The 24300-nt window shown below is 42.5% G+C and carries 23 protein-coding genes and 1 other RNA gene; 18 read left to right on the top strand and 6 right to left on the bottom strand.

What is annotated here, in order from left to right; genetic code table 11:
- Window positions 1-171: 171 nt before the first annotated feature.
- The 3 genes from dusB to FFV08_01040 form a co-directional block, all read right to left on the bottom strand.
- Window positions 172-1125, bottom strand: coding sequence for a tRNA dihydrouridine synthase DusB (dusB, locus tag FFV08_01030; GenBank protein ID QLB53253.1), 954 nt, complete (start codon window positions 1123-1125; stop codon window positions 172-174).
- A gap of 10 nt (window positions 1126-1135) precedes the next feature.
- Entirely contained in the window at window positions 1136-2008 is an 873-nt protein-coding gene (locus tag FFV08_01035; protein QLB51386.1) for an Hsp33 family molecular chaperone HslO, read from the bottom strand.
- A 112-nt stretch (window positions 2009-2120) separates the two neighbouring features.
- Window positions 2121-3515, bottom strand: coding sequence for an IS1182 family transposase (locus tag FFV08_01040; GenBank protein ID QLB51387.1), 1395 nt, complete (start codon window positions 3513-3515; stop codon window positions 2121-2123).
- Window positions 3516-3697: 182 nt separating this feature from the next.
- Here FFV08_01040 and FFV08_01045 point away from each other — a divergent pair, with 182 nt between their 5' ends.
- Window positions 3698-4516 (top strand): ADP-ribosylglycohydrolase, encoded by an 819-nt coding sequence (locus tag FFV08_01045; GenBank protein QLB51388.1) that lies wholly within the window; start codon window positions 3698-3700, stop codon window positions 4514-4516.
- A gap of 76 nt (window positions 4517-4592) precedes the next feature.
- Here the strand turns inward: FFV08_01045 and FFV08_01050 are convergent, their stop codons facing one another.
- The 3 genes from FFV08_01050 to gshAB form a co-directional block, all read right to left on the bottom strand.
- Window positions 4593-5849 carry a toxic anion resistance protein gene (locus tag FFV08_01050; GenBank protein ID QLB51389.1) on the bottom strand — a complete coding sequence of 419 codons (1257 nt, stop codon included), beginning with the start codon at window positions 5847-5849 and terminating at the stop codon, window positions 4593-4595.
- Between the two features lie 24 nt (window positions 5850-5873).
- Window positions 5874-6719: a hypothetical protein gene (locus tag FFV08_01055; GenBank protein ID QLB51390.1), complete on the bottom strand. Its 846-nt coding sequence runs from the start codon at window positions 6717-6719 to the stop codon at window positions 5874-5876.
- Window positions 6720-6954: 235 nt separating this feature from the next.
- A complete protein-coding gene (gshAB, locus tag FFV08_01060; GenBank protein QLB51391.1) occupies window positions 6955-9210 on the bottom strand; it encodes a bifunctional glutamate--cysteine ligase GshA/glutathione synthetase GshB in 2256 nt (751 codons plus the stop codon).
- 294 nt (window positions 9211-9504) lie between these two features.
- Between gshAB and FFV08_01065 the strand changes: the two genes are divergently transcribed.
- The 17 genes from FFV08_01065 to FFV08_01145 all read left to right on the top strand — a co-directional run bounded on the left by FFV08_01065 (window position 9505) and on the right by FFV08_01145 (window position 24287).
- On the top strand, window positions 9505-10797 hold the full coding sequence (locus FFV08_01065; protein QLB51392.1) for an adenylosuccinate synthase: 1293 nt from the start codon (window positions 9505-9507) through the stop codon (window positions 10795-10797).
- A 244-nt stretch (window positions 10798-11041) separates the two neighbouring features.
- Window positions 11042-11512, top strand: coding sequence for a nucleoside deaminase (locus tag FFV08_01070; protein ID QLB51393.1), 471 nt, complete (start codon window positions 11042-11044; stop codon window positions 11510-11512).
- 34 nt (window positions 11513-11546) lie between these two features.
- Window positions 11547-11632, top strand: an RNA gene (ffs, locus tag FFV08_01075) — signal recognition particle sRNA small type.
- A gap of 32 nt (window positions 11633-11664) precedes the next feature.
- On the top strand, window positions 11665-11787 hold the full coding sequence (locus tag FFV08_01080) for a methyltransferase type 11 (protein ID QLB51394.1): 123 nt from the start codon (window positions 11665-11667) through the stop codon (window positions 11785-11787).
- A gap of 53 nt (window positions 11788-11840) precedes the next feature.
- Window positions 11841-12032, top strand: a complete 192-nt coding sequence (locus tag FFV08_01085) for a type 11 methyltransferase (GenBank protein ID QLB51395.1) — start codon at window positions 11841-11843, stop codon at window positions 12030-12032.
- Window positions 12033-12208: 176 nt separating this feature from the next.
- On the top strand, window positions 12209-13558 hold the full coding sequence (locus FFV08_01090) for a glucose-6-phosphate isomerase (protein ID QLB51396.1): 1350 nt from the start codon (window positions 12209-12211) through the stop codon (window positions 13556-13558).
- 182 nt (window positions 13559-13740) lie between these two features.
- Window positions 13741-14541: an SDR family oxidoreductase gene (locus tag FFV08_01095; GenBank protein ID QLB51397.1), complete on the top strand. Its 801-nt coding sequence runs from the start codon at window positions 13741-13743 to the stop codon at window positions 14539-14541.
- A 62-nt stretch (window positions 14542-14603) separates the two neighbouring features.
- Window positions 14604-16430 (top strand): PRD domain-containing protein, encoded by a 1827-nt coding sequence (locus tag FFV08_01100; GenBank protein ID QLB53254.1) that lies wholly within the window; start codon window positions 14604-14606, stop codon window positions 16428-16430.
- On the top strand, window positions 16430-16927 hold the full coding sequence (locus FFV08_01105) for a transcriptional regulator (GenBank protein ID QLB51398.1): 498 nt from the start codon (window positions 16430-16432) through the stop codon (window positions 16925-16927). Before FFV08_01100 ends, FFV08_01105 begins: the two co-directional genes overlap by 1 nt.
- Complete coding sequence (gene srlA, locus FFV08_01110) at window positions 16924-17466, top strand: PTS glucitol/sorbitol transporter subunit IIC (GenBank protein ID QLB51399.1); 543 nt, start codon at window positions 16924-16926, stop codon at window positions 17464-17466. The genes FFV08_01105 and srlA overlap by 4 nt, the downstream gene beginning before the upstream one ends.
- Window positions 17467-17487: 21 nt before the next feature.
- Window positions 17488-18468, top strand: coding sequence for a PTS sorbitol transporter subunit IIB (locus FFV08_01115; GenBank protein ID QLB51400.1), 981 nt, complete (start codon window positions 17488-17490; stop codon window positions 18466-18468).
- Between the two features lie 99 nt (window positions 18469-18567).
- On the top strand, window positions 18568-18939 hold the full coding sequence (locus tag FFV08_01120) for a PTS sorbitol transporter subunit IIA (GenBank protein ID QLB51401.1): 372 nt from the start codon (window positions 18568-18570) through the stop codon (window positions 18937-18939).
- Between the two features lie 170 nt (window positions 18940-19109).
- Window positions 19110-19967, top strand: coding sequence for a hypothetical protein (locus FFV08_01125; GenBank protein ID QLB51402.1), 858 nt, complete (start codon window positions 19110-19112; stop codon window positions 19965-19967).
- Window positions 19968-20046: 79 nt separating this feature from the next.
- Window positions 20047-20982: a hypothetical protein gene (locus FFV08_01130; GenBank protein QLB51403.1), complete on the top strand. Its 936-nt coding sequence runs from the start codon at window positions 20047-20049 to the stop codon at window positions 20980-20982.
- 30 nt (window positions 20983-21012) lie between these two features.
- Window positions 21013-22026: a hypothetical protein gene (locus FFV08_01135; GenBank protein QLB51404.1), complete on the top strand. Its 1014-nt coding sequence runs from the start codon at window positions 21013-21015 to the stop codon at window positions 22024-22026.
- A 352-nt stretch (window positions 22027-22378) separates the two neighbouring features.
- Window positions 22379-23077 (top strand): 2,3,4,5-tetrahydropyridine-2,6-dicarboxylate N-acetyltransferase, encoded by a 699-nt coding sequence (dapD, locus tag FFV08_01140; protein ID QLB51405.1) that lies wholly within the window; start codon window positions 22379-22381, stop codon window positions 23075-23077.
- Window positions 23078-23153: 76 nt separating this feature from the next.
- Window positions 23154-24287, top strand: coding sequence for an N-acetyldiaminopimelate deacetylase (locus tag FFV08_01145; protein QLB51406.1), 1134 nt, complete (start codon window positions 23154-23156; stop codon window positions 24285-24287).
- Window positions 24288-24300: the final 13 nt, after the last annotated feature.

The raw sequence follows: 24300 nt of genomic DNA on the forward strand, positions 1-24300 counted from the left end.
GAAATCGGTAATTCGTTAGAATTCGATTTCGTCGTCCCACCTCCGCACAGTTGAGTAGGGCTGTAAAAGCTGATGAAATCAGCGTAGTAGAGCCCACTCAACCACTGCGTCTTGCTCGACAATCCAAAGACAATTGAGAGGCTAGGACTTTTGTCCCAGCCTCTTTCGTTTTTATTTTTGGATTTGCAGGAGTTCTTCGATTTCAGCCAGACTTTCAGCTTGCGAAATAGCACCGCGGAGCTTGGCTGCTCCGGCAGTACCGCGCAGATAGTGCGGAGCTAGGCCCCGGAATTCGCGAATAGCTACATATTCTCCTTTGAGGTTGACCAAGCGGGAGAGATGGTCGTGGGCGACTTTCATCTTGTCCTCAAAGCTGAGGTCTGGAAGGACTTCGCCAGTTTCAAAGTAGTGGTTGATTTGGTTAAAGAGATAAGGATTTCCCATAGCAGCTCGGCCTACCATAACAGCATCGGCGCCGACTTCCTCGATACGCTGTTTTGCGTCTTGTACATTCCGAATATCTCCGTTAGCGATGAAAGGAATCTTGGTCAGGGCTTGGGCTACATCGTGCAAGGTCTCAAGGTCAGCATGACCAGTATACATTTGCTCACGGGTGCGGCCGTGCATAGCCAGGGCTGAGACGCCAGCGGCTTCAGCTGCCAGAGCATTTTCTACAGCTAGTGAGCTGTCAGACCAGCCAGTCCGCATCTTGACTGTCAGAGGGATATCCAGAACGGACTGGACCTTGTTGATGATTTTATAGATTTTCTCAGGGTCCTTGAGCCATTTAGCTCCAGCTTCGTTTTTGACAATTTTATTGACCGGGCAGCCCATATTGATATCGACAATATCGGTTTTAGTGTTTTCTTGGATGAATTCTGCTGCGCGAGCCAAACTGTCCTCGTCGCTACCGAAAAGCTGGATAGAAACAGGATTTTCTCCCTCATCAATATGGAGCATGTGGAGGGTTTTTTCGTTGTTATACTGGATGCCCTTGTCAGAGACCATTTCCATCACGACCAAGCCTGCTCCCAGCTCTTTGGCAATGGTCCGAAAAGCAGAGTTGGTTACACCGGCCATAGGCGCCAGAACTGTGCGGTTGGGGATTTCAACATTCCCAATCATAAAAGGGGTATTAAGATTTGTCACGAATCAGTTCCTCCAGGTCGTTTTGGTCAAAGTGATAGGCTGTCTGGCAGAATTGGCAGACGATTTCAGCTCCTTGGTCTTGGTCACGCATCTCTTCTAAGTCAGCCTTTGGCAGGGTAGCCAAGGCATTCATGAAGCGCTCTTTACTGCAGTCGCACTGGAAGCGGATTTCCTCTTCAGACAAGCGTTTATAAGGCTCATCACCATAGATGGCAGCCAGCAGAGCTTCGATGTGGTCATCGGATTCCAGTAGTTTTGAGATAGCAGGCATTTCTTGAATCCGCTTCTCAAAGCGAGCAATTTCAGCTTCCTTAGCACCAGGCAGAACTTGTACCAAGAAACCACCTGCAACTTTGACTTTATCATTTTCATTCAAGAGGACATTGAGACCAACAGCAGAAGGAGTTTGTTGGCTTTCGGTCAGGTAGAAGGCTAGGTCCTCGCCAATTTCCCCAGAGATGAGAGGGGTCATTGAGTTATACGGGTTGCCCGTACCATAGTCTGTGATGACGAGGAATTCTCCTTGGCCTACAAAAGGACCAACTAGAACCTCACCGGTGGCAGTCTTTTTTATATCTACACCGGGATTCTGTACATAGCCTTTGACATTGCCCTCGGTATCTGCCACTGTGATGATAGCGCCTAGTGAGCTGGTCCCGAGGACCTTGACGGTAATCTTGGTCTGGCCTTTTTCATTTGCAGCTAAAATTTGACTGGCAATCAGTGTGCGGCCAAGTGCAACGGTAGAGCTTGCTTGAGTTTGATGTTTTTCTTGAGCGGTCCGAACCGTCTCTGTGCTATCCAGCACGTAAGCGCGGAAAGAACCATTTTCTGAGATAGTTTTGATAATTTTGTCCATACCTTTTATTTTAACACAAAATGGAAAAACAAGCGCGAGGATGCGCTTGTTTCAGACCGTAGACAAACATTCCAAATAGTGTTTGTCTTTTTCTGTTTGTCAGGCTAAAATTTCATCTTTTGATTTCATCTTTTGATAGCATAATGGTCATTTGAACAAAATAAAAAGGCTTCCCCACCCTCATTTTTACTAGTTTTTTGAGATTCAAACACGCCAAAGTAAGCCCAACCTTATCTTCCATCTTGGACTTGCCTTTCTCTCTTGTATAACGGAGGTTGTGGTATTCTTTAGCTGTCCCAAAGAGCCGCTCAATGGTTTCTTTGCGCTTCTTATAGAGCTCCTTCATCCCTCTTTGGTGTCGAATCTCTTCACAACATTCAAGCGCATCTTTCCATACATGTCTTGTGATGACTTTCTGCTGATTCTGGCTCTGGGTACAAACAGATAATAGGGGACAGGCGACACATACTGTTGAATCACTCTTATACTCACGGTAGCCTGCTCGGGTCGTCGTGCGATAGGTTAACACTTGGTTCTCTGGACAGAGGTAACAGTCATAATAGGAATCATAAACAAAATCATTGGGCCTTAAGTTCCCTTTTACACCCTTGGGGCGGGTATAAGGGAAGACAGGGGTAATCTCTCTGTCTAACAAAAATTTTGCAATACTTGGGGTTTTATAACCTGCATCTGCGATGAGATAGGTTGGATGAAAAGGCTCAATCTTGGCAAAAAGGGCAGGGAAAGCCTGACTATCATGAACATTTCCTGCTTCAACCGTATAAGCCAAGGCCCAACCATGCTTATCACACGCTACTTGGGCAGAATAGGCAAAGACTTCCTTGTGTTCCCCCTTGTGGAACCAACCACTCTCAGGATCTGTCCTTGAGATTTTCTTTTCCTTAGCCTCGCTTTCTTTTGCGGGCTTTAAGGGCTTTTTTTCGTGTTTTCTCCTATCTAAATCAATCTCAACTTCCAATTGCTCACTCATAAATGTAGCTTGTTGGGCAACCATTTCCTTATGATACTTGTGGCTGTTGGCTGCCGCTTTAATATGGGTTCCATCCACAAATATCTCAGAAGGATCAATCAAACCAGCACATAAAGCTTGATGGAGTACGTGTGAAAATATCTCAGTAATCAGTGCTTTATCTTGAAAACGACGGCTGTAATTCTTTCCATATGTGGTAAAATGAGGCACCTTGTCATCCAAGCTTAGTCCAAGAAACCAACGATAAGCTACGTTTACTTCTATGTCTTTAATGGTTTGGCGCATGGAGCGAATGCCATAAAAACATTGAATCAAAGGAATTTTGACCAACATGACGGGATCTAGACTGGGACGACCCTGATCTGGGCTATAGGTTTCTTCAACCAAGTCATAGATAAAGTCAAAATCAACCTCCGCTTCCAATTGGCGAAGAAAGTGATCTTCTGGGACCAATTCGTCTATCGTATAGAAGCCATATTGGCAGCGATTATAATCAGATTTTTCTTTGTGAAACATAGGGAGCACCTCACAACTGTTCTTACCTCTATTATACGACTTTACAAAAAGAAAAGCCCTTAGAAACTTCTGTTCTTAGGACTTTGTCTTCAATCTGAAACAAGCGCGAGGCTGCGCTTGTTTTTTGGGGTTAGGAAGAATTTTAAGACTAAAAATAGTATAATAAAACAAAGGGGGCTAGCATGAACCAATCTTTGAAAGCGGCAGTCTATGGTTTGGCTGTAGCTGATGCATTAGGAGTTCCGTATGAATTTTTAACCCGAGGCAGTTTTAAAGCGATTGAGATGGTGGGCTATGGCAGCCATCAGCAACCAGCTGGTACTTGGTCAGATGATACCAGCCTTGTTTTAGCGACCTGTGATTCTATCAGGGAAAAAGGTAAGATTGACCCTGCCGATATGCAGCAGAGGTTTAAAAATTGGCTCTTCGAGGGAGCATACACACCAGATGGTCTGACTTTTGATGTAGGAAATGCGACTCGCGAAGCTTTGACAAGGGGACACGGTCTATCTGATGAATATTCCAATGGAAATGGTTCTTTGATGCGGATTCTGCCCCTAGTCTTTACGGCAGCTGGTCCGTCTGATATTGAAGCTGTTTCCAGTATTACACATGCCCATGCGACTTCCATAGAGGCCTGCCAGCTTTATGTGGATATTGCTCGTAGGCTCTTAAAAAGCCAGCAACTATCGGAAATACTATCAGACTTAGAGACTAGCACGACCTATACTCGTTTGCAAACTTTAGCAGAGCTGACAGAGACTGATATTCGTTCTAGTGGCTATGTGGTGGATACCTTGGAAGCAGCACTGTGGTGTCTGCTAACTAGCACTTCTTATCCGGAAACTGTCCTGAAAGCTGTTAATTTGGGCGATGACACTGATACAGTAGCAGCAGTTGCTGGCGGCTTGGCTGGTATTATCTATGGTTTGGAAGGGATTCCTGACAACTGGTTAGCCCAGCTGCGCAATAAAGAACTGTTGGAAAGTTGCTTGTTTTAAAGGGATAATCGGAAGACAGGACTGTATTGATCATTTAAAAAGTAAAACAGTAAAAGAGCCATCTAGGCTCTTTTACTTATTCTGTAGTTAATTCTTTCTGGGCTTCCTTGCCTTGGTCCAACAGGGCTTGGATAATCTTTTGATCACGCAGTTTGACAGAGTTGTTGATGGTCTCTGCAGATTGGATAACAGTGGCTTCTAGCAGAGCGCGTTTTTCCCGTCCTTTATCAATGGCTTCGATAATGCCTTGATTTTGTGCGACAAGGCTTTCTGCCAGCTTAGTGACAGACTCAACAGCAATAGTAGGACTTTGGGAAATCCGCTCCAGCTGAGGAATGACTTCCTTGCTCGTTTCGGCGAGCATTTGCAGGGCAGCGTTATTGGCATTCGAGATGGCGTCAGCTACCTGACCAGACTTCATCGATTGCTGGAGAATGCCTAACTGGGCGATAGACAGTTTCATCGTTGGAATGGTATTGCGACGGAGCATTCCAAGTTTTTGGCGCATATCAGAGGAAACCTTGACCAGATTACGCATTTGAGGAGTCGTCGCCCAAGCTACATAGAGACGGCTGACATATTCAGTATGTTGCTGCTCTAAGGTATTGACCACCTCTGTCATTCGGGCTAATTCTTGCGATTTGACTTGGTAGTCAACGGTTGTCATATCTAACTGAGCAACTTCAGCCTGCAGTTTGAGCGCTCGATTGCCAGATTCTTGCTGAGCAGCTTCGATAAAGGAAATAACTCCGACTAGGTTTTCAATCGATTTGGTATTGTCCTCAATCAGCATTTCAGCAGAAACAATATTGCGAGCCAGAACATCTTCTTGCTTGACAACGGTTGCAGCCATGCCGTCCATTTTCTGCTCGATATTTTGTGAGTCAAAATAGAATTCTTGAAGAGTGTTTTTGCTCTGTTTGAAGAGTTTTTCCAGAAAATTAGGCTTCTTGTCCAATTCTGCTACTTGAGCATCCTTGTATTTTGCGACAAAGCCATTGAGTTCTTTGTTGGTGTTTTTTAAGAGCTCATCTACCTGGGGAATTTGTAATTTTTTCTGCTCGGCCAAGATACGATTGACAGTACCGTTGACTTCTTCTACAGCAGATTGGCCAAAGTCCAGCAAGGCATTTTGGTCCGATACGAAATTATCCACCAGCTGTGGAGCTTTAGCCGTAATCGCACTCTGTTGCTCAGGAGTCAGTTTTTCCAGAAAAGATAGCTGGCCATTTTCTTGAGTCGTATTGGCTTCGATGATTTCTGTTGTTTTGTCGCTTTTGCTGATGGCATTGTTAGCAATTTTATCAATGTCAAAATTAAATTCTTGGCTCATAGTTTCTCCTTTGGTTTATCTAGCTTAAAGGCCAGTGTCTGTTTGCTTTTCTTTGTCTAAGATACGCAGGCTAATGTCAAAGTCCCTCAAATCAGCTTCATTTAACTGACGCAGCGCTTCGTCTAGGTCCAAGTCAAACTGCTCTATAGCTGCTTTGGCCTTGGCTAGCCGCTCCTCTGCATTGTAAAAATCTTTGGGAGAAGCTTTGATTTTGAGGTAGCCTTCTAAAATATCTTCGTAGTGCTCCATCTGGGACTGATGAATGGCAGTCAGCTCTTCCTTATTGTTGCTTTCGGATTGAGAGATTTTTTGAAGAATGGCCTCATGGTCAATCTGAATATTGCGAACCGTAGCGACCAATTCTGGGGCTAGCTCTTCTAGACTAGTTTTCTTAGGCTGCGCTTCTTTTCGTTTTTTCTCTTGTTCAATCTTTTTCAGTTGTTCATCGATTTCATCGGTGACAGTACGAATTTTGGTCTGGATTCGTTGGTAGACGGAAGTAGGGATTTCTCCGCGTAGGTCGTTAGCAGCATTTTTGATATAGGTTAGCTGGGGAAGAATTTCTAGAGCTAAATTCTGATAGCTTTCTTGGTCCCCATCTTCTTGGTAGCCTTCCAATTCTTTAATGCGGCGGTCAGCATGACCAATTTCTGATTTCAAATCTTCAATACGGCCAATGCTGGCTTGCTTTGCTTCAATCCGAACTTTTTTCTGGCTTTGGTAGCGATAGATTCCGTAACCAATAGCCCCCAGAATAGCTATGGGAATTAGATAGCTTGCTACAGCTCCAGAACCAAATACAAATACAAGTATCCAAATCCAGCTAAACCATTCTGGTTGCTGGTTGGAATCATCATTTCTCCTCGACATGGACTTTTCTCTTTCTTCTCAATGTGATATCTCTATTTTAACATAAAAGCTGGTTTTTGAAGGATAAAGATTGAAATGATTTTATATATTCAGACCATTTTTTATATTTGCTTAATTCAGAAAGACATTTGATTCCTCTCAATAAAGCAAGCGTTGTTTCCAGAACGAAAATTTCTTCGTTCCTCTCAAGTATTCAAACAAAAATCGCAAGATAACTCCCGCGATTCTCGTCTTATCAGTCCATTTCTGGGAAAAGTTTGGCTAGTATTTTCGGAGTAATGCTTTGTCCCGGTCCTTCAGCACAATAAGTGTGCATATACATAGAGGGGTTGAAGTTGAGCTCGATGCAGGTGCAGTTGGGATTTTCCTTTGTGGAAATAGCAGAGCTGTCAGGTATGATAAGGTCAACGCCACAAGCCCAAGCTCCCATAGCCTTTGCCATGTCAGCAGCAAGTTCCTTATAAGATGGGTGCATGCTGTCTGTGACATCGATCGAGTCTCCACCAGTAGAAATGTTGGAATTGCGCCGCAAGTCAACCTTGACTCCAGTAGGCAGGATATCATCTGGTCCATAGCCTTGCTGCTCCAGCATAAGCAGTTCAATGTCGCCCAGTTCAATGATTTCAAGCGGTGAACGATGATCTCGGCCCCTCAGCGGATTGTCATTTTTGATGGCAATCAATTCCCTCACGGTATGTTGACCGTCTCCGACGACATTGGCCGCCACTCGCAACAGGACCGCCTCACACTGACCGTCTAAGACAAAGAAGCGGTACTCCGTTCCTGCGATAAATTCTTCCACTAAGACGGCAGCGTCTTCTGAAAAAGCAATCTCCAAAGCCTTGCGATAAGCTTCCAGACTAGCTGGTTCTTGGAAAATAGAAATGCCCAGTCCGAAGTTGGTTGACTTGGGTTTGACAACAATTTGTCGGTTCTTAATCAAAGGGTAGTAGGCCAGTCCCTCTTCAAGAGAAGAAAACTCTGCTCCAGCCGGAACGGGAAAGTCAGCTGCTGCCAAAATCTTTTTGGTGACTGTTTTATTGGCCATGGCCAGAGGGATGACATAGTTATCCTTGGAGGTCATATTGCCGTTCTTGACATATTCCACATGGTGACCATGCCAAAGCTTGAGAAATTGATCGTTTTCATCTAAGATGTCGATACTCAACCCCTTCTGAATAGCATCAAAGAGCAGCATCTGAGTGGATAATTCCATATTTTCATAGCCTTTGAGGGCATAAGGAGCTGTCCAAGCGTAATGGTGATACTCTTCCGCTTTGTCTAGTCCAAAGGCTATTAAGGAATCCTGCTGAATATGAGTCAGGAGCTGGCCAGATAGGGTTAGCTGAGGATTTAGTAGTGCTTCTTTAAGCTGCTGAAGCAAGCTTTGGTAGTATGTCGGCAGTTCAAAATGCTGGATGAGCTCTTCCATGGCTTGGAGAAGTGCTGAGCTGTCTGCCTCATCTGGCAGGGCAGTCAGCGGGTGGCTACAAGCAATTTTTTGGTTCAAGTCGTGGGCAGCTTTTAATGCCGCATCAACATTTTCAACATCATCTAGCCAGAGCAGGCTCAGTAAAAAGAGATGGACAGTATCTAAGGCCTCTTGGCTGATGCCTAGATGGTCAAAAGGATTGAGATCGAAGCAGCGGAATTCCAGATAGGTGATACCCTGCTCCAGATAGGCACGATTGTGCTTCTGTCCACGGAAGCGAACGGCTGAGTAAAATTCTTTTTCAGCACTGAGCTCGCCTGACCGAACGTAGTTTTCAATATCAGTTACATATTGCTCCAAAGAAGCGTAAGAAACTTTAATGTTCTCGTCATTGACATAGCCATAGTCGCTGTTACGAAAAGAGCGGATAGGCTGGGAAATTTCCTGACTGTAGAAGCCAGCTTCTGCCAAAGGGGCTGCCCCGTAGAGATAGGTTAAAATCCAGCGGAAACGCAGAAAATTTTGAGCTAGCTTGAGATAGAGGTCATTTTTAAAGTCCTTGAGTGAATGGTGAGAGCTGGCTTGAAAGAGAGCGGTGACCAGATCTTTTCCTAGCTCCATGTTGTAGTGGATACCGGAGATGGCCTGTAGTTTTTTGCTATATTTTTTCGCTAACCCCTCTCGGTAGTGGCGTTCGTAGTCGTTTTCCAGACGGGCGATGACAATCTCTTCTTCAGTCAGCCGTGGTGGCATGGACAGGGGCCACAGGCGTTCTCTCTGGTCAATCGAGCGGCCTGCCACATCGCTGATAGCTCCCAGTAAGCGCCGTGCTTCCTTAGTCGAGTGAGCGATAGGTGTAATTAGTTCTAGTTGTTGCTCGCTGAAGTCTGTTTGGATGGTCGGGTGGAAATTGCGGGAACCAAGCTGACTCGGATGAGCAGTTTGAGCTAAGTGTCCATCAGTTGTCACCCGCAGATTTTCCCTCTCCAGACCAAAGGTCGCTTGGAGAATAGGGCTTGATGTATCCAGTTTCTGCAGTAATTGATTAATCGTCATCATTTCACCGTCCTATGGTAGTAATTTTAGTCTATTACAAACGGAAAAAGAAAACAAATTTCCGCTACGATTTTACAAAAATTCCGAACTTTTATTTTTAATAAACTAACAAATTTCAGAAAATACAGATTTTGTGAAAATTTAATTCGTTTTCAAAAGGGAAAAAGCAAATCAAGAATGGATCCCACCTTGAAAAATTGTTAAATTTTTCATATAATGAGGTATAAAACATAATCGCAGGTGAGATTCCTGCCTGCTTTTCAAGAAAGGAAGAGCTGCTTCAGCTCAGACAAAATTATGACATCAGTAGTTGTTGTAGGAACCCAGTGGGGAGATGAAGGAAAAGGGAAGATTACAGACTTCCTTTCAGCCAATGCCGAAGTGATTGCCCGCTATCAGGGTGGTGACAATGCCGGCCATACTATCGTGATTGACGGCAAGAAGTACAAGCTGCATCTGATTCCGTCAGGGATTTTCTTCCCGGAAAAAATCTCTGTTATAGGAAATGGAATGGTGGTGAATCCTAAATCTCTGGTCAAAGAATTGAACTACCTGCATGAGGAAGGTGTGACGACAGATAACCTTCGTATCTCTGATCGAGCGCATGTCATCCTGCCTTACCATATCGAGCTGGATCGCCTGCAGGAAGAAGCAAAAGGTGATAATAAAATCGGGACGACAATCAAGGGAATCGGCCCTGCCTATATGGACAAGGCTGCTCGTGTCGGTATCCGCATCGCTGACCTTTTGGATAAAGATATTTTCAGAGAGCGCTTGGAGCGGAATTTAGCTGAGAAAAACCGCCTCTTTGAGAAATTATACGATAGTACACCAATCAGCTTTGATGATATTTTTGAAGAATACTATGAATATGGTCAGCAAATCAAGCAGTATGTGACTGACACTTCTGTTATCCTAAACGATGCGCTGGATCAAGGCAAGCGAGTGCTCTTTGAAGGGGCTCAAGGGGTTATGCTGGATATTGACCAAGGGACTTATCCATTTGTAACTTCTTCTAATCCAGTTGCAGGGGGAGTCACCATCGGTTCCGGTGTTGGTCCGAGCAAAATTGACAAGGTAGTCGGTGTCTGCAAGGCCTACACCAGTCGGGTCGGAGATGGACCATTCCCGACAGAGCTTTTCGATGAAGTTGGTGACCGCATTCGTGATATCGGCCACGAATATGGCACCACCACCGGTCGTCCGCGTCGGGTAGGCTGGTTTGACTCTGTTGTCATGCGCCATAGCCGCCGTGTATCAGGGATTACCAATCTTTCGCTTAACTCCATCGATGTTTTGAGCGGTCTGGATACAGTGAAAATCTGTGTAGCCTATGACTTGGATGGGCAGCGAATTGACCATTACCCAGCTAGTCTGGAACAGCTCAAGCGCTGCAAGCCGATTTACGAAGAGCTGCCAGGCTGGTCAGAGGACATCACCGGTGTCCGCAGTCTGGAAGAATTGCCAGAAAATGCCCGCAACTATGTTCGCCGAGTGAGTGAGTTGGTTGGTGTTCGCATTTCAACCTTCTCAGTTGGTCCTGGCCGCGAGCAGACCAATATCTTGGAAAGCGTCTGGTCTAATTTATAAAAAAGTCAGCACAAGGAAATTGCTTCTTGTGCTTTTTTGTAAGAAAACTTTATCTTAAGATTCATTTAAGATATATATTTTATACTAATGACATAAACAAAGACCTCCTAACTTTGTTTAAAAATCCTAAACTTTTTTCATAATAATCTCCTGAAAGTCACCCCAGTGGTGGCTTTTACTTTTTCTGAGAAGTGCGGCTGGCTTGTGGTATAATGAGATAGACGACTATAGAATTAGAAAGACAATGATGAATTATACGATTGAAGAAAAAGAAGCATTCATGCGAGAAGCTTTGAAGGAAGCGGAGATTGCTCTGGCTCATGATGAAATTCCCATCGGATGTGTCTTGGTCAAAGAGGGGAAGATTATTGGCCGCGGTCACAATGCACGTGAGGAGCTGCAACGGGCTGTTATGCATGCGGAAATTATGGCTATCGAAGAGGCGAATCGGCATGAAAATAGCTGGCGCTTGCTGGATACAATGCTTTTTGTGACCATTGAGCCATGTGTCATGTGTAGTGGAGCTATTGGCCTAGCGCGCATTCCCCATGTGGTTTACGGAGCAGCAAATCAAAAGTTTGGAGCAGCTGGCAGTCTTTATGATATTTTGACAGATGAGCGCCTTAACCACCGTGTAGAGGTGGAGACTGGCGTTCTCCAAGAAGAGTGCGCTCAAATCATGCAGGAATTTTTCAGACAGAGAAGGAAAAAATAAAATTAGCCAAAATCAAAAGTTTGTGTTATACTAATTAGTGGAGCAACAGTTTTGCGTGAAGCGGGTCAGGGGAGGAATCCAGCAGCCCTAAGCGATGTAAACTGTGTGCTCTTTTTCTATGCCTCTTAACGAATCAAGCCTGAAAGGAGCAGATGAATCTTAGAGCAATGGATGCAGTTTTTCCCATAAGGGAAAAATCTGTAAACCGGATAGAGTCTTTTAGTGAATTAAGTCCAAAGGACACAAAAGAACTTAGGTACATTGACGCAGTTTGAGCGAAGCGAGAACTACGTTCCGATGTTGAATGAATCAAGCCTGAAAGGCACAGATGAATTTTAGAGCAATGGATGCAGTTTTTCCCATAAGGGAAAAATCTGTAAACCGTATAGAGTCTTTTAGTGAATCAAGTCCGAAGGAGGCAGATGAGTTTAGAAGTATTGATGCAGTTCAATTTACATGTTGGTTTTTTAAATTTTTAGTAGAACTTTATAAAGAATTTACTCGCAAGAAATGGCAATAGCTAACCTCGTTTTTATAAGATATATGCAAACGATTGCTCTCAGTCATGTCCTAGGATTATCTTATTTAGTAAAATAGTATGGAATAAAAAATGTAAACGTTTTAAAATAGTAAAAGCACTTGCTTATTTTTTCTTAAAGCGTTATCATAAGAGAAAAGAACAATTGGAGGACAAACATGACACATATTAAATTTGACTACTCAAAGGTACTAGATAAGTTTGTAGCACCACATGAAATAGATTATATGCAGCCTCAAGTGACTGCAGCGGATTCTGCTCTGCGAAATGGAACAGGTCCTGGGGCAGAAATGACTGGCTGGTTGAACTTACCTGAAGAATACGACAAAGATGAATTTGCTCGTATTCAAAAGGCTGCTGCTAAAATCCAATCTGATAGTGAAGTATTGATCGTAATCGGTATTGGTGGTTCCTATTTAGGTGCTCGTGCAGCTATCGATTTCTTGAATAATTCATTTGTAAACTTGCAAAGCAAGGAAGAACGTAAGGCACCTCAGATCCTCTATGCTGGAAACTCTATCTCTTCAAGCTATTTGGCTGATTTGGTGGACTATGTATCAGACAAAGATTTCTCTGTCAATGTTATTTCTAAGTCAGGAACAACAACAGAACCTGCTATCGCTTTCCGTGTATTCAAAGAGCTCTTGGTTAAAAAATATGGTCAAGAAGAAGCTAATAAACGGATTTATGCAACTACAGACCGGGTCAAAGGAGCAGTTAAGGTTGAAGCGGATGCTAATGGCTGGGACACTTTTGTAGTGCCTGATAGCGTGGGTGGTCGTTTTACAGTACTGACAGCAGTAGGGCTTTTGCCAATCGCAGCAGCGGGTGCTGATATCAGCAAGTTGATGGAAGGAGCAAATGCAGCACGTGAGACTTATGCTTCTGACAAGTTGGCTGAAAATGAAGCTTATCAATATGCAGTTGTACGCAACATCTTATACCGTAAAGGTTATCTAACAGAAGTTCTAGCTAACTACGAACCATCTCTGCAGTACTTTTCAGAGTGGTGGAAGCAGCTGGCAGGTGAATCAGAAGGTAAAGACCAAAAAGGTATCTACCCAACTTCTGCTAACTTTTCAACAGACTTGCACTCTCTTGGACAATTTATTCAAGAAGGTACTCGTATCCTCTTTGAAACAGTTATTCGTGTAGATAAGCCACGCAAAAATGTGCTGATTCCTGAATTAGCAGAAGACTTGGACGGCCTAGGCTATCTGCAAGGAAAAGATGTTGATTTTGTTAATAAGAAAGCAACGGATGGAGTTCTACTAGCACATACAGACGGTGGAGTACCGAATATGTTTGTGACTTTGCCTGAGCAAGATGAGTTTACGTTGGGATATACCATTTACTTCTTTGAATTGGCTATTGCTCTTTCTGGTTACTTGAATGGAATCAATCCGTTTGACCAGCCAGGAGTTGAAGCTTATAAGAAAAACATGTTTGCTCTTCTTGGGAAACCAGGTTTTGAAGAGCTTGGTGCAGAACTGAATGCACGTCTTTGATTCTCATATATTTTGAGTTCATTCAGAATAAAAAAATCCACAAGTTAATTTCTTGTGGATTTTTTAGTATAATCCTCTTAATTAGTTTATTATTTTTTTGAACAGTTCAAAAAAGACTGTCTTAATTATTTTATGAAAGCGCTGTATAATTGCCTTGTAAATAAAATTTGAGAGGTATCAAAATGAATGATTGGTTAAACATAAAAGGCAAAACAGTTCTTGTAACAGGCGCTTCATCTGGTATTGGCAAGGCAATCGTTGAAGAATTGCTGGAATTAGGTGTTAATGTAGCGAATTTTGACCTTAGTGACAATGATTTACGTCATCCGAATCTATTGTTTGTAAAAGTTGATGTAACTTCTCGTTCTGAAGTAGAAGCAGGTGTTGCTAAAATTGTTGAAAAATTTGGCAATATTGATGCTGTGGTTAATAATGCAGGGATTAACATTCCTAGATTATTAATTGATGCTGAAAATCCTAAAGGTCCTTATGAACTAGATGATGAGACATTCGAAAAAGTAACGATGATTAACCAAAAGGGCTTGTATTTGGTTAGTCAGACTGTAGGACGGATTCTAGTGAAAAATGGAAAAGGTGTGATTGTGAATATGGCATCTGAAGCAGGCCTAGAAGGTTCTGAAGGACAAAGCGCTTATGCTGCAACGAAAGCTGCAGTATATAGTTACACTCGTTCATGGGCGAAAGAGCTTGGTAAGCATGGTGTTCGTGTGGTGGGAGTTGCTCCAGGAATTATGGAAGCTACAGGACTTCGAACACTTACTTATGAAGAAGCGCTTGCCTATACACGAGGAAAGACTGTCGAAGATATTAGAGCTGGATATGCTTCAACTTCAACAACACCATTAGGTCGGAGTGGTAAACTACGGGAGGTAGCCGACCTCGTTGCTTTCTACATTTCAGACCGTTCTAGCTATATTACAGGTGTAACTACAAATATTGCCGGAGGTAAGACTCGCGGTTAAAATAATGAAGGTGAGGAAGAGAGTTGACTTTAGTAAATCGATGGTATAACATTTTGGAAAAAATGGTCTCGCAGCCGACTTATTCCTTGGTAGATATGCGTTTAGAGTTGGATATTAGTATGCAAACCTTGCAAAAGAGTATCCAACAATTAAATGATGTTTTAGCTCCTAATATACAGATTATCTCAAAGGATGATCAGCTATTATTGGAAGTATATGACTATACAGAGTTGGAAAAAATTTTATCTGGTAGTTTAAAAAAGGAAAGTGACTTTAATTCTTCCAGTAAAAGAATTGCCTATTTGCTAAAACGTTTAATTGAGTCAACCTCCCCTCTTCTTATTGACGATTTGGCAGAGGAAGTAGGCGTTAGTAGAAGTACGCTTAATAAGGATTTGAAACAGGTCAAGTCTTTAGCAGAGAAATACTTCATCACAATTTCAGGAAAGCCTAATCGAGGATTGGAGATTTTGGGCAGCGAGTTGAATTTACGTTTGCTATATATTCATCAAGTGGCTCCTTACTTTGAAGGAAACACTCTAACTGGGGAAACCTCTTATTTTCTGGAGACCTTGGTTCAAGACTATAAAATTCCCAAAGAAACACAGGATCTCCTTCGAAAGACTATTTCTATTATAGTGGAGCGCATTCACTCATCTAGGATGTTGGATTGTCCTATTCCTTACTACAGGAATGATTTAACATCGACACTTATGGCTGAGCAGTTAATCTATCATATTGAGATGACTTATAAAATTTCTCTAAGTCAGTTTGAGATAGACTTCTTATGTTTTCCGTTTAATGTCCGTTTTATCGATACTTTAAGTAAACCTTCTTATCACTCTAATCAGCTTACTCAAGTGTTTCACCAGATTGTGCAGAAAGTCAAAGAAAAAATGCTGGTACACTTTGATGAAGCTGAATTGTTCGAAGAAATCAAACCTCATCTTGGTTCTTTAATTAATAGACTGATCTTCCATGTGCAAGCTAATGATATATTTCATGGCGAGGTTCAAAATCAATATCCGTTTGCTTTTGAAATGGCTAAAATAGCTGGAGAAGAACTGACCTCCATTTTTGGTACCGAATTGGAAAAATCTGAAATCGGTTATCTGGCTTTGTACTTTGAAATGATTTTAAGAAAGCAAAACTCTGCCGTGAAGGGTTCTCGCAAACAGATAGCTGTAGTCTGCACGACTGGCAGAGGAACTGCTGCGATGATTATTCAGCAGCTCAGGCGAGTTCTTGGAAATGATGTGGATATCACACAGTATTCTGAAGAGGATTTTAATTTCGATCTTGATCAGGAATACTTTGCCATTTTCACGACAGTGCCTCTGAAATATCAGAATTCTAAATCCCCAGTAATACAGGTTAATCATCTTTTTGATGATCAATGGCTGCAAGAAGAATGGCAGCGGGCGAATGATTTTCACCAAAAAAATCTAGAAACTGTAAGCTTGCGATTTATTTGTTTGAATCCTGAAAAAAATTATCAGCGTTATTTGTTAAAAATGGTAGCTGAGTTAGAGAAATTTCAGATGATTGATGCAGATTTTAAAGAACGGATTCTTGAAAGAGAGAGGAAGCAATCAACTGTTTTTGGTGGGGGTATTGCCTTTCCCCATACGATTAATAAAGGCTATTCAAAGACAATTTTGATGTTTGGGAAGTTGGAAGAGCCTTATCAAAAAGGTGATGAATTGATTGAATTTATCTTTTTGGTTGCGATTCCTTCTGAAATTGAAACCAAGATGGAAAGTGAATTACTAGAAGTGTACGACGATATTTTTAGAGTCGCAGGTGAGCCTTCTTTGAAAGAAGCATTGAGAGGTGTAAACACGGAAGCAGAGTTTTTATCATTTTCTGAGAGCAAAGGAGTATTTTAATGAATTCGCTAATAATTTTTGCAATATTTGCCATGGCGGCTTATGTTTTCCAAATCTTCCTCGGCTGGCAACAACTAAAAGACTTCAATAAGACCTATACGATACTCAGGAAATTAGGACGCGTAGCTATTGGCAGGAAGCCAGGAAAAATCAAATCTGGTACGATTGTCATGTTTGCAGTTGATGAGAATGGTCGAGTTCTCAAAGCTAGCAAAATGCAGGGAGTCACTATCTTAGCACGCTTTCAAAACATGGAAAATTTTGTTGGAGAAGATATCCATTATTTTGATAAGTATAATCCTCTTGTTAGACAGGAAAATAAGTTATTACAAGAAGCTATAGAAGATGCTAGAAAGGTTTATCTTTGGCATGAGGCTGGTATTGAGCAAGAGACAAATTCTTCTAATTCTTTTCTGGGATTGGGTTTCTATGCTAATTACTTAAAATTATCTATTAAGCAGTTCTTTACAAAAAATAAGAAAAGGAGTTCGTTATGAATCACATTACAAAATTTGCAGAGAGTTTTATGAAACTCTTCCAATTGGGCGGAGAGACATTTATTAGTTGGATGACAAATATTGTGCCGCTGGTCTTGATGCTATTGATTGCAATGAATACACTTATCGCTTTCTTGGGAGAAGAAAAAGTCAATGCTTTGGCTAAGATTTCCGCAAAGAATCCTATTAGCCGTTATATGATTTTACCTTTTATTTCAGCATTTATGCTGGGAAATCCTATGGCAATCAGTATGGGACGTTTCTTACCAGAATATTATAAACCTGGTTTTGTAGCAGCCCAGATGCAATTCTGTCACACTTCAAATGGTGTATTCCCTCATATCAATCCTGGTGAATTGTTTGTATGGATGGGAATCGCGACGGGGATTCAAACTTTAGGTTTAAGTCAGATGGATTTGGCAATTCGTTACATGCTTGTGGGGATTGTCATGAACTTTATAAGTGGCTGGGTAACTGATTTTACAACTGCTTATGTTGCAAAACAGCAAGGAGTTACCTTGAGTAAAACGTTTGATTGATAGGATAGAAAGAGTGAAATTATGGTATACAAGAGTATAAAAGTTGTTAAAGGAAATGGTGGTTTCGGAGGCCCTTTGGTCATTACTCCTAGTGAAGCTAAGCACAAATTTATCTATATCACTGGCGGAGGAGAAAAACCAGATATTGTAGATAAAATTGCTGATTTGACAGGTATGGAAGCCGTTAATGGCTTCAAAACTTCTATTCCTGATGAAGAGATTGCTTTAGCAATCGTTGATTGTGGCGGTACTCTTCGCTGCGGTATTTATCCTAAGAAAGGGATTCCCACTATCAATATTGTTGCGACAGGGAAAAGCGGTCCTTTAGCTCAGTATATTACTGAGGATATCTATGTATCAGCAGTCGGCCTGGATCAAATTTCAGCGGCTAATGAAGACGAAAAAGCGCCAACAGTCGTTACTGAGAAGCCAACCTATGATACAAGTAAAAAGATTACAGAACAAAAAGCAGAAACCAGTATTGTGGCAAGAATTGGGATGGGAGCTGGTAAAGTTGTTGCAACTTTCAACCAGGCTGCTCGTGAAGCTATTCAAACGATGCTCAATACAATCATTCCTTTCATGGCATTCGTTTCTTTGCTGATTGGGGTCATTCAGGGATCTGGTGTTGGAAATTGGATTGCAAAATTGATGGTTCCTTTAGCTGGGAATATCTGGGGACTCATTTTGATTGGCTTTATTTGTTCTTTGCCATTTTTATCTCCTCTGTTAGGCCCTGGCGCCGTAATCAGCCAGATCATCGGAACCTTGATTGGTGTTGAAATCGGCAAAGGAAATATTCCTCCCCAAATGGCTCTGCCGGCTCTATTTGCCATCAACACTCAAAATGGTTGTGATTTCATTCCTGTAGCACTTGGGTTGTCGGAAGCCAAGGCTGAAACTGTAGAGGTTGGGGTACCCTCTGTTCTCTACTCACGCTTTCTCAACGGAGTGCCACGGGTGTTAGTAGCTTGGATAGCAAGCATCGGTCTTTATCAATAAAGCTTGGATAGATGAATGCAAACCTAGCATCTATTATGCTAAATTTATCTGTAAGAATAATGTTCATTAACAATTAGAGAAAGGATGAATAGGAATTATATGAAGAAAATTTTTGAAGCTAAAGTAATTCAAGTGGGCCCTGAAGCTCAGAATATGATTCAAGACGCTAATATGCTAATTTTATTTGGAGAAGAAGCTCCAGAAGATTTAGCAGAGTATTGTTTTAAAATTGATAACAAAGATCTGCTAGGATCAATACAAAAAGGTGGAAAGCTAGTAGTCGATAGTGAAGAATATTTGATTACAGCTGTAGGAAATGTAGTAGAGAAAAATTTAACTGGACTGGGGCATATCACTATTTCTTTTGATGCTTCAGAAGAAGGCAGTCTTCCTGGAACCCTTCATGTTGCTGCAGAGAAAGAAGTGGTAATTGTACAAGGCACTACCATTCAGATCTTCGAAGCAGCTTAAGTATAAATCCTGTAAATTATTGAAGCAGCAGTCTAATTCGAAACGCAGCCTCCCTTTGGGGAGGTTTTTTGATTGAAAGAATAATTTATGTTATAATGTTGTAAAATTTGTCATTATTTTTCAATATTTTCGCAATATGACAAATCAACAAAACTTATAAGGAGAAAACCATGTCAGATAAAGATGGACAAGGTCAAGTGCAAGGGGCTTGGCAAGAAAATCAAACTAGCCAGCCAATGCAAGGGAATTTCCAGCAGATTCAGCCGCAAGGATTGCCTGATAAGAAAGGCAATATCGGAAAAGTCATAGGACTTTCAGTTTTTGCTCTTATAATTGGTCTTTTGATTGGCAGCGGTTCAGCTTATTTTATGGGCAAGCAGGCGCAGACAAATAAGGATATTCAAAGGATTAAACGTTTAAGTAAGGCTCAGGAAGAAGCCAAAGAAAATGGTGACAGCTTTACTACAGACGGGCAGTCGGTTCAGTTTAATTGGACCTTGAAAGACTTGGGACGATTGAGCTATACAAATGATGAAGGATTAGGCCTGACGGCTGATCAAATCGTTGAAACTTATGGCTTGGCTAGTTCAGCAGAATATGATCGTAATCGTCTGTTACTCCGATGGGGCCCTTCTGTCAGGGACAAGGAGCAAAATATTTCTTTTCAATTTGATAAAGTTGACCAGAACTACTATCTGAGGCAAGTGGTAGTTGGAGATTCTTTTAAAGAATATAGAAAAGGGAAGGAAACGACAGATTGGAGCGTATTATCTCCCAAAGACCTTGAACGTTTGAAAAAAGGAGACAAGGAAACGGGTGAAGGAGGAACAGCTTTATCAGAGGTCCTGAAGAAGCACCCTGTTCCGTCAGAAATTGTCATCGCAACCGAACGTGACGTGGATAATAAGATTATCTCCAACCGTCTGATTGCTGAGGTGACTTATAAAACAGAAGATGGTTATGAATATCTATTGTTTGTAGGCCAGCCAGATGGAAATTTCTTATATATAAAGTCAGAGGAAATGTAAGTTTTTAGTTGTTTAGTTTATCTTTTGTGACTGACTGCTTTCAAAGCATTTCGTTATTAAAAGAGAACGGATAAGACTATTGGAAATAAACAAGAAAGAGGAAAGAAGATTGACAGAAAAGCAATCACAGCATTCTTTTGAGCCTTCAAGGAATGCTCAGTCGCAAGAGGAATTCCCGCATCATTTTCAACCTCAGCAGGGCCATGTTTCAAGTCCGCAGGGACCGACTCCGCCTTTGGCTAAGAAGAAATCTTGGAAAGGAATCCTAATAGGTGCAGCCCTGCTCTCTCTTGGTCTTGGACTAATCGGAGGTGGAATCTGGGGCTATGGTATAGGAGTGGCGGATGTCATCAAAGGGGAGTATCCTGTGCTGCATCCTTTGGCTGATGCCGGAGCATCAAAGAGAGATCAATCAGATCAGTACATTGACCCAGATACTACTGAATTCAAGTGGGATATTGATAGTTTGTCAGAGTTACGGTTCAATACTATTCAGACAGATACGAATGGTACTTCTGTGGAAGATATTCTTGATAAATATGGCAAGGCTTTAAAAGGGGAAATCTCTGGCAATAGTCTGGATTTAGAGTGGGGAACGCTTCAAGTTTCTGATGATGAGGAGGATTGGTCAATTTATTATACAGATCAAACTGCTTCTCTGGATTTTGAGAAGAAAAAAGATGGTTTCTATCTGAATAGCCTTCATATCTATAATATTCGCTTTGAAGGAAGCAAACATAATGCTGAGGACGAAGCGATGGCGGCTGATTACTTTGAAAAATTGAAAAAAGGCGATGCAAAGACTGGTAAGGATGGCATTCCCTATAAGGAAGTTTTTAAGGAATATGGCAGTCCGCGAAGTATCTCTATTCGTGTAGATGAAGATTTTAGTGAGAAGACTAGTCGAACCATTATGGAGGCGGCTTATGACGCTCCTAATGATGGTACTTATAGATTGTTCTTCGTTCAGCAGGAGGATGGAAACTATCTTTTGTCCACTACTGCCAATAAATAAAAGAGAACTCAAATAATAAAAGGAGAAACAATGCCAGAACAAAATAAACCGCAGGAACAATCTGTAGAAGGATTGGCTCCCTATCCGCAGCACACCCAACCATCAGACGCAAGACAATTTGCAGCAAGCTCAACTGAGGGGCAGCCTCTTCCTGCTGAAGGAGGAAATCCTGAGATGGCAAATCAAAACCAAGGTTTCGGAGTTCAACAACCATTTTTCGATGCCCCTCAGCAGCAGATGCCTCAGCAGGATAATTGGGGAAATCCTGCTTTTCAAAAAGAAATTCCTCAGGGATTTAATCCAGCTGGACAGAACTTTGCCGGACCACAGCAAGCTGCAAACTTCGCTGGCCAGCCAAGTCCAGAGCCAAAGAAAAATAGTACGGGCAAGCTGATAGGATTTTTAGGAATAGGTCTGGCAGCAGGACTGTTTCTTGGAGGTCTTGGCGGCTATTTCCTAAATAATTTTATGGGTGGGGGAAGTGTGCCAAGTCTGTCTCGAAAGGGACATCAAAGCGATGTTGCTTCTTTTGTGGCTCCATCAAAAGAGGATGTATATGAGTGGGAAGTGAAAGACCTTGAAAAGCTGAGCATTGTTAGTGCGGATAATGAAGGATTGACCCCTGAACAAGTAGTCAAAGATTTTGGCTTGGCCAGCAGTGTGACGTTTCAGGAAGAAGGGCTCTCATTGTCTTGGTTACCTGACTCTAGTTATACCACTCTGACCTTTATGAAACACGAGGATGGCAGCTACCATCTTCAGGGTATGAGTATTATGCCCGGTAGTGACGGCTATAATAAAAAGGTATCTAGCCAGATTACAGAGAGCTTAAAGATGGGTGATGCGGAAACAGGCGAGGGTGGTTCTTCCTTTAAAGAAGTAATCAAGGAATACCCAGAATATCAACATATCTCAGTTTATGGGGATGGTGAATCAGAGCCGAAGATGCTTATAAACTATGAAACCTCTTCAAATAAGGAGATAACTTTGACTTTTGTACGTCAGGAAAACGGCCAGTATCTACTGAGTGACATTTCTAAATAAAACAAATAAATAAGAGTGCTTATCTCATAAGCTGGAAGCTCTGAACGGTACGCAAAAGATCAAAATGACCATTGATGCCAACAGTGGGAACATTTTGAACGAAAGAATTAAATAATATCGTTGGTATATAGTTTGGAATTGCTTTGTTGGGCACGGACGAGAGTTCGTGCCTTTTTTACAATCCGTGTTCCAAGTAGAGAATTTTATAGGAGTTTTGCAATCCCTTTTTTTGTGTTATAATATTGTCTAATCAAGCTTCTTGGTTTGCTTCAATTGTTCTTAAAATTATTGTGTATTGAGGATAAAAAGCAAACTAAAAGGCTAAACCATTCACGAATCGAGGGAAAAAATCATGTCTGCTACTAAAATGAACGCTCAAGAAATTATCAAATTTATCGCTGATGCCAAGAAAAAGACTCCGGTCAAGGTGACCTTTAATGGAGAATTACACGGATCGATTCCTTGGTCTGTTGTGAAGTTAGGCAATGTTCTTTTCGGAGATTGGGAAGAAATCAAGCCACTCCTAGTGAACTTAGAGGAAAATAAGACCTATGTAGTAGAGCAGGATGCCCGCAACTCAGCGGTGCCGCTGTTGGACAAGCGCGACATCAATGCCCGTATTGAGCCGGGCGCTATTATCCGTGACCAAGTCGAAATTGGTGATAATGCTGTCATCATGATGGGGGCGGTTATCAATATCGGTGCGGAAATTGGTGCTGGGACCATGATTGATATGGGAGCCATTCTGGGCGGTCGAGCTATTGTCGGCAAAAACAGTCATATCGGTGCTGGTGCGGTTTTGGCAGGAGTCATTGAGCCGGCTAGTGCTGAGCCAGTTCGGGTTGGCGATAATGTGCTGATTGGTGCCAATGCGGTTGTTATTGAAGGAGTACAAATCGGCAATGGTTCCGTTGTTGCGGCTGGTGCGATTGTGACCCAAGATGTTCCAGAAAACGTAGTGGTTGCTGGCGTTCCGGCACGAGTTATCAAGACCATTGACGAGAAGACCCAGCAGAAGACAGCTCTGGAAGATGCCCTGCGTACGCTTTAAAAATAGCATAAATTTGAATTGATTGGGTGCGGCCCAAAACTTTGACAGGTCTGACATGATTTTAAAGGAAAAAACAATGCTTGATTATCTGAAGATTCGCCGCGATTTGCACCAGATACCAGAAATCGGTCTGGAAGAATACAAGACTCATGCCTACCTGATGCAGGCCATTGATGGACTGACGGCAGGTCTAGACTTTGTGGAAATCCGAACTTGGCGGACGGGTATTTTGGTCTTTATCAAGGGAAGTTCACCGGATAAGACGATTGGCTGGCGGACAGATATTGACGGTCTGCCGATTGTCGAGGATACAGGACTGGACTTTGCCAGCACTCATGAAGGCCGGATGCATGCCTGCGGACACGATATGCACATGACGGTTGCCCTAGGCCTGCTGGAGCAAGCTGTGAGCGCTCAACCTACCCACAATCTACTCTTTCTCTTTCAACCTGCAGAGGAAAATGAAGCTGGCGGTATGCTCATGTATGAAGACGGTGCCTTTGGCGACTGGCTGCCAGATGAATTTTACGGTCTCCATGTGCGACCGGACCTCAAGGTCGGCGATATTGCCACTAACAGAGGAACCCTCTTTGCTGGTACCTGTGAAGTCAAGCTGACTTTTAAGGGGAAAGGAGGCCATGCGGCCTTTCCGCATGAAGCCAATGATGCTTTGGTGGCAGCTAGCTACTTTATCACCCAGGTGCAGACCATTGTCAGTCGCAATGTCGATCCTATCGAGGGAGCAGTTGTAACCTTTGGTTCGCTCCATGCTGGCACGACCAACAATGTCATCGCAGAAACGGCCTTTCTGCATGGCACCATTCGGACTCTGACTCAGGAGATGAACCTCTTGACTCAGAAGCGCTTACGGGAAATAGCAGAGGGCATAGCCCAAAGTTTCGATCTGGAATTGGACTTAGAGCTTAAACAAGGCGGCTATCTGCCTGTGGAAAATCATCCTGGCCTGGCAGACGAATTGATGGACTTTTTCCAAAAGGAAGAAGGAGTGCAGCTGATTGATATTGCGCCGGCTATGACAGGCGAGGATTTTGGCTATCTGCTCAGTAAGGTTAAGGGCGTCATGTTCTGGCTGGGAGTGGACAGTCCCTATGCCCTCCATCATCCCAAGATGACACCGGACGAGGCAGCATTGCCCTTTGCTATTGAAAAGATTGGGAAATTCCTAGATTATAAAATCAACGAAAGATAAGAAAAGGGTGGAC

It is taken from the genome of Streptococcus sanguinis, from assembly GCA_013378335.1.
GTDB lineage: Bacteria > Bacillota > Bacilli > Lactobacillales > Streptococcaceae > Streptococcus > Streptococcus sanguinis_I.

Bases quoted from the DNA above. Each gene is read 5' to 3' on its own strand.
- FFV08_01070 (QLB51393.1), top strand. From the start codon at position 11,042: ATGATGAATTATACGATTGAAGAAAAAGAAGCATTCATGCGAGAAGCT.
- dusB (QLB53253.1), bottom strand. From the start codon at position 1,125: ATGATTGGGAATGTTGAAATCCCCAACCGCACAGTTCTGGCGCCTATG.
- dapD (QLB51405.1), top strand. From the start codon at position 22,379: ATGTCTGCTACTAAAATGAACGCTCAAGAAATTATCAAATTTATCGCT.
- gshAB (QLB51391.1), bottom strand. From the start codon at position 9,210: ATGATGACGATTAATCAATTACTGCAGAAACTGGATACATCAAGCCCT.
- FFV08_01045 (QLB51388.1), top strand. From the start codon at position 3,698: ATGAACCAATCTTTGAAAGCGGCAGTCTATGGTTTGGCTGTAGCTGAT.
- FFV08_01095 (QLB51397.1), top strand. From the start codon at position 13,741: ATGAATGATTGGTTAAACATAAAAGGCAAAACAGTTCTTGTAACAGGC.
- FFV08_01105 (QLB51398.1), top strand. From the start codon at position 16,430: ATGAATTCGCTAATAATTTTTGCAATATTTGCCATGGCGGCTTATGTT.
- FFV08_01055 (QLB51390.1), bottom strand. From the start codon at position 6,719: ATGTCGAGGAGAAATGATGATTCCAACCAGCAACCAGAATGGTTTAGC.
- FFV08_01085 (QLB51395.1), top strand. From the start codon at position 11,841: ATGAATTTTAGAGCAATGGATGCAGTTTTTCCCATAAGGGAAAAATCT.
- FFV08_01135 (QLB51404.1), top strand. From the start codon at position 21,013: ATGCCAGAACAAAATAAACCGCAGGAACAATCTGTAGAAGGATTGGCT.
- FFV08_01040 (QLB51387.1), bottom strand. From the start codon at position 3,515: ATGTTTCACAAAGAAAAATCTGATTATAATCGCTGCCAATATGGCTTC.
- FFV08_01065 (QLB51392.1), top strand. From the start codon at position 9,505: ATGACATCAGTAGTTGTTGTAGGAACCCAGTGGGGAGATGAAGGAAAA.
- FFV08_01100 (QLB53254.1), top strand. From the start codon at position 14,604: ATGGTCTCGCAGCCGACTTATTCCTTGGTAGATATGCGTTTAGAGTTG.
- FFV08_01145 (QLB51406.1), top strand. From the start codon at position 23,154: ATGCTTGATTATCTGAAGATTCGCCGCGATTTGCACCAGATACCAGAA.
- FFV08_01120 (QLB51401.1), top strand. From the start codon at position 18,568: ATGAAGAAAATTTTTGAAGCTAAAGTAATTCAAGTGGGCCCTGAAGCT.
- FFV08_01090 (QLB51396.1), top strand. From the start codon at position 12,209: ATGACACATATTAAATTTGACTACTCAAAGGTACTAGATAAGTTTGTA.
- FFV08_01115 (QLB51400.1), top strand. From the start codon at position 17,488: ATGGTATACAAGAGTATAAAAGTTGTTAAAGGAAATGGTGGTTTCGGA.
- FFV08_01125 (QLB51402.1), top strand. From the start codon at position 19,110: ATGTCAGATAAAGATGGACAAGGTCAAGTGCAAGGGGCTTGGCAAGAA.
- FFV08_01050 (QLB51389.1), bottom strand. From the start codon at position 5,849: ATGAGCCAAGAATTTAATTTTGACATTGATAAAATTGCTAACAATGCC.
- FFV08_01080 (QLB51394.1), top strand. From the start codon at position 11,665: ATGAATCTTAGAGCAATGGATGCAGTTTTTCCCATAAGGGAAAAATCT.
- FFV08_01035 (QLB51386.1), bottom strand. From the start codon at position 2,008: ATGGACAAAATTATCAAAACTATCTCAGAAAATGGTTCTTTCCGCGCT.
- srlA (QLB51399.1), top strand. From the start codon at position 16,924: ATGAATCACATTACAAAATTTGCAGAGAGTTTTATGAAACTCTTCCAA.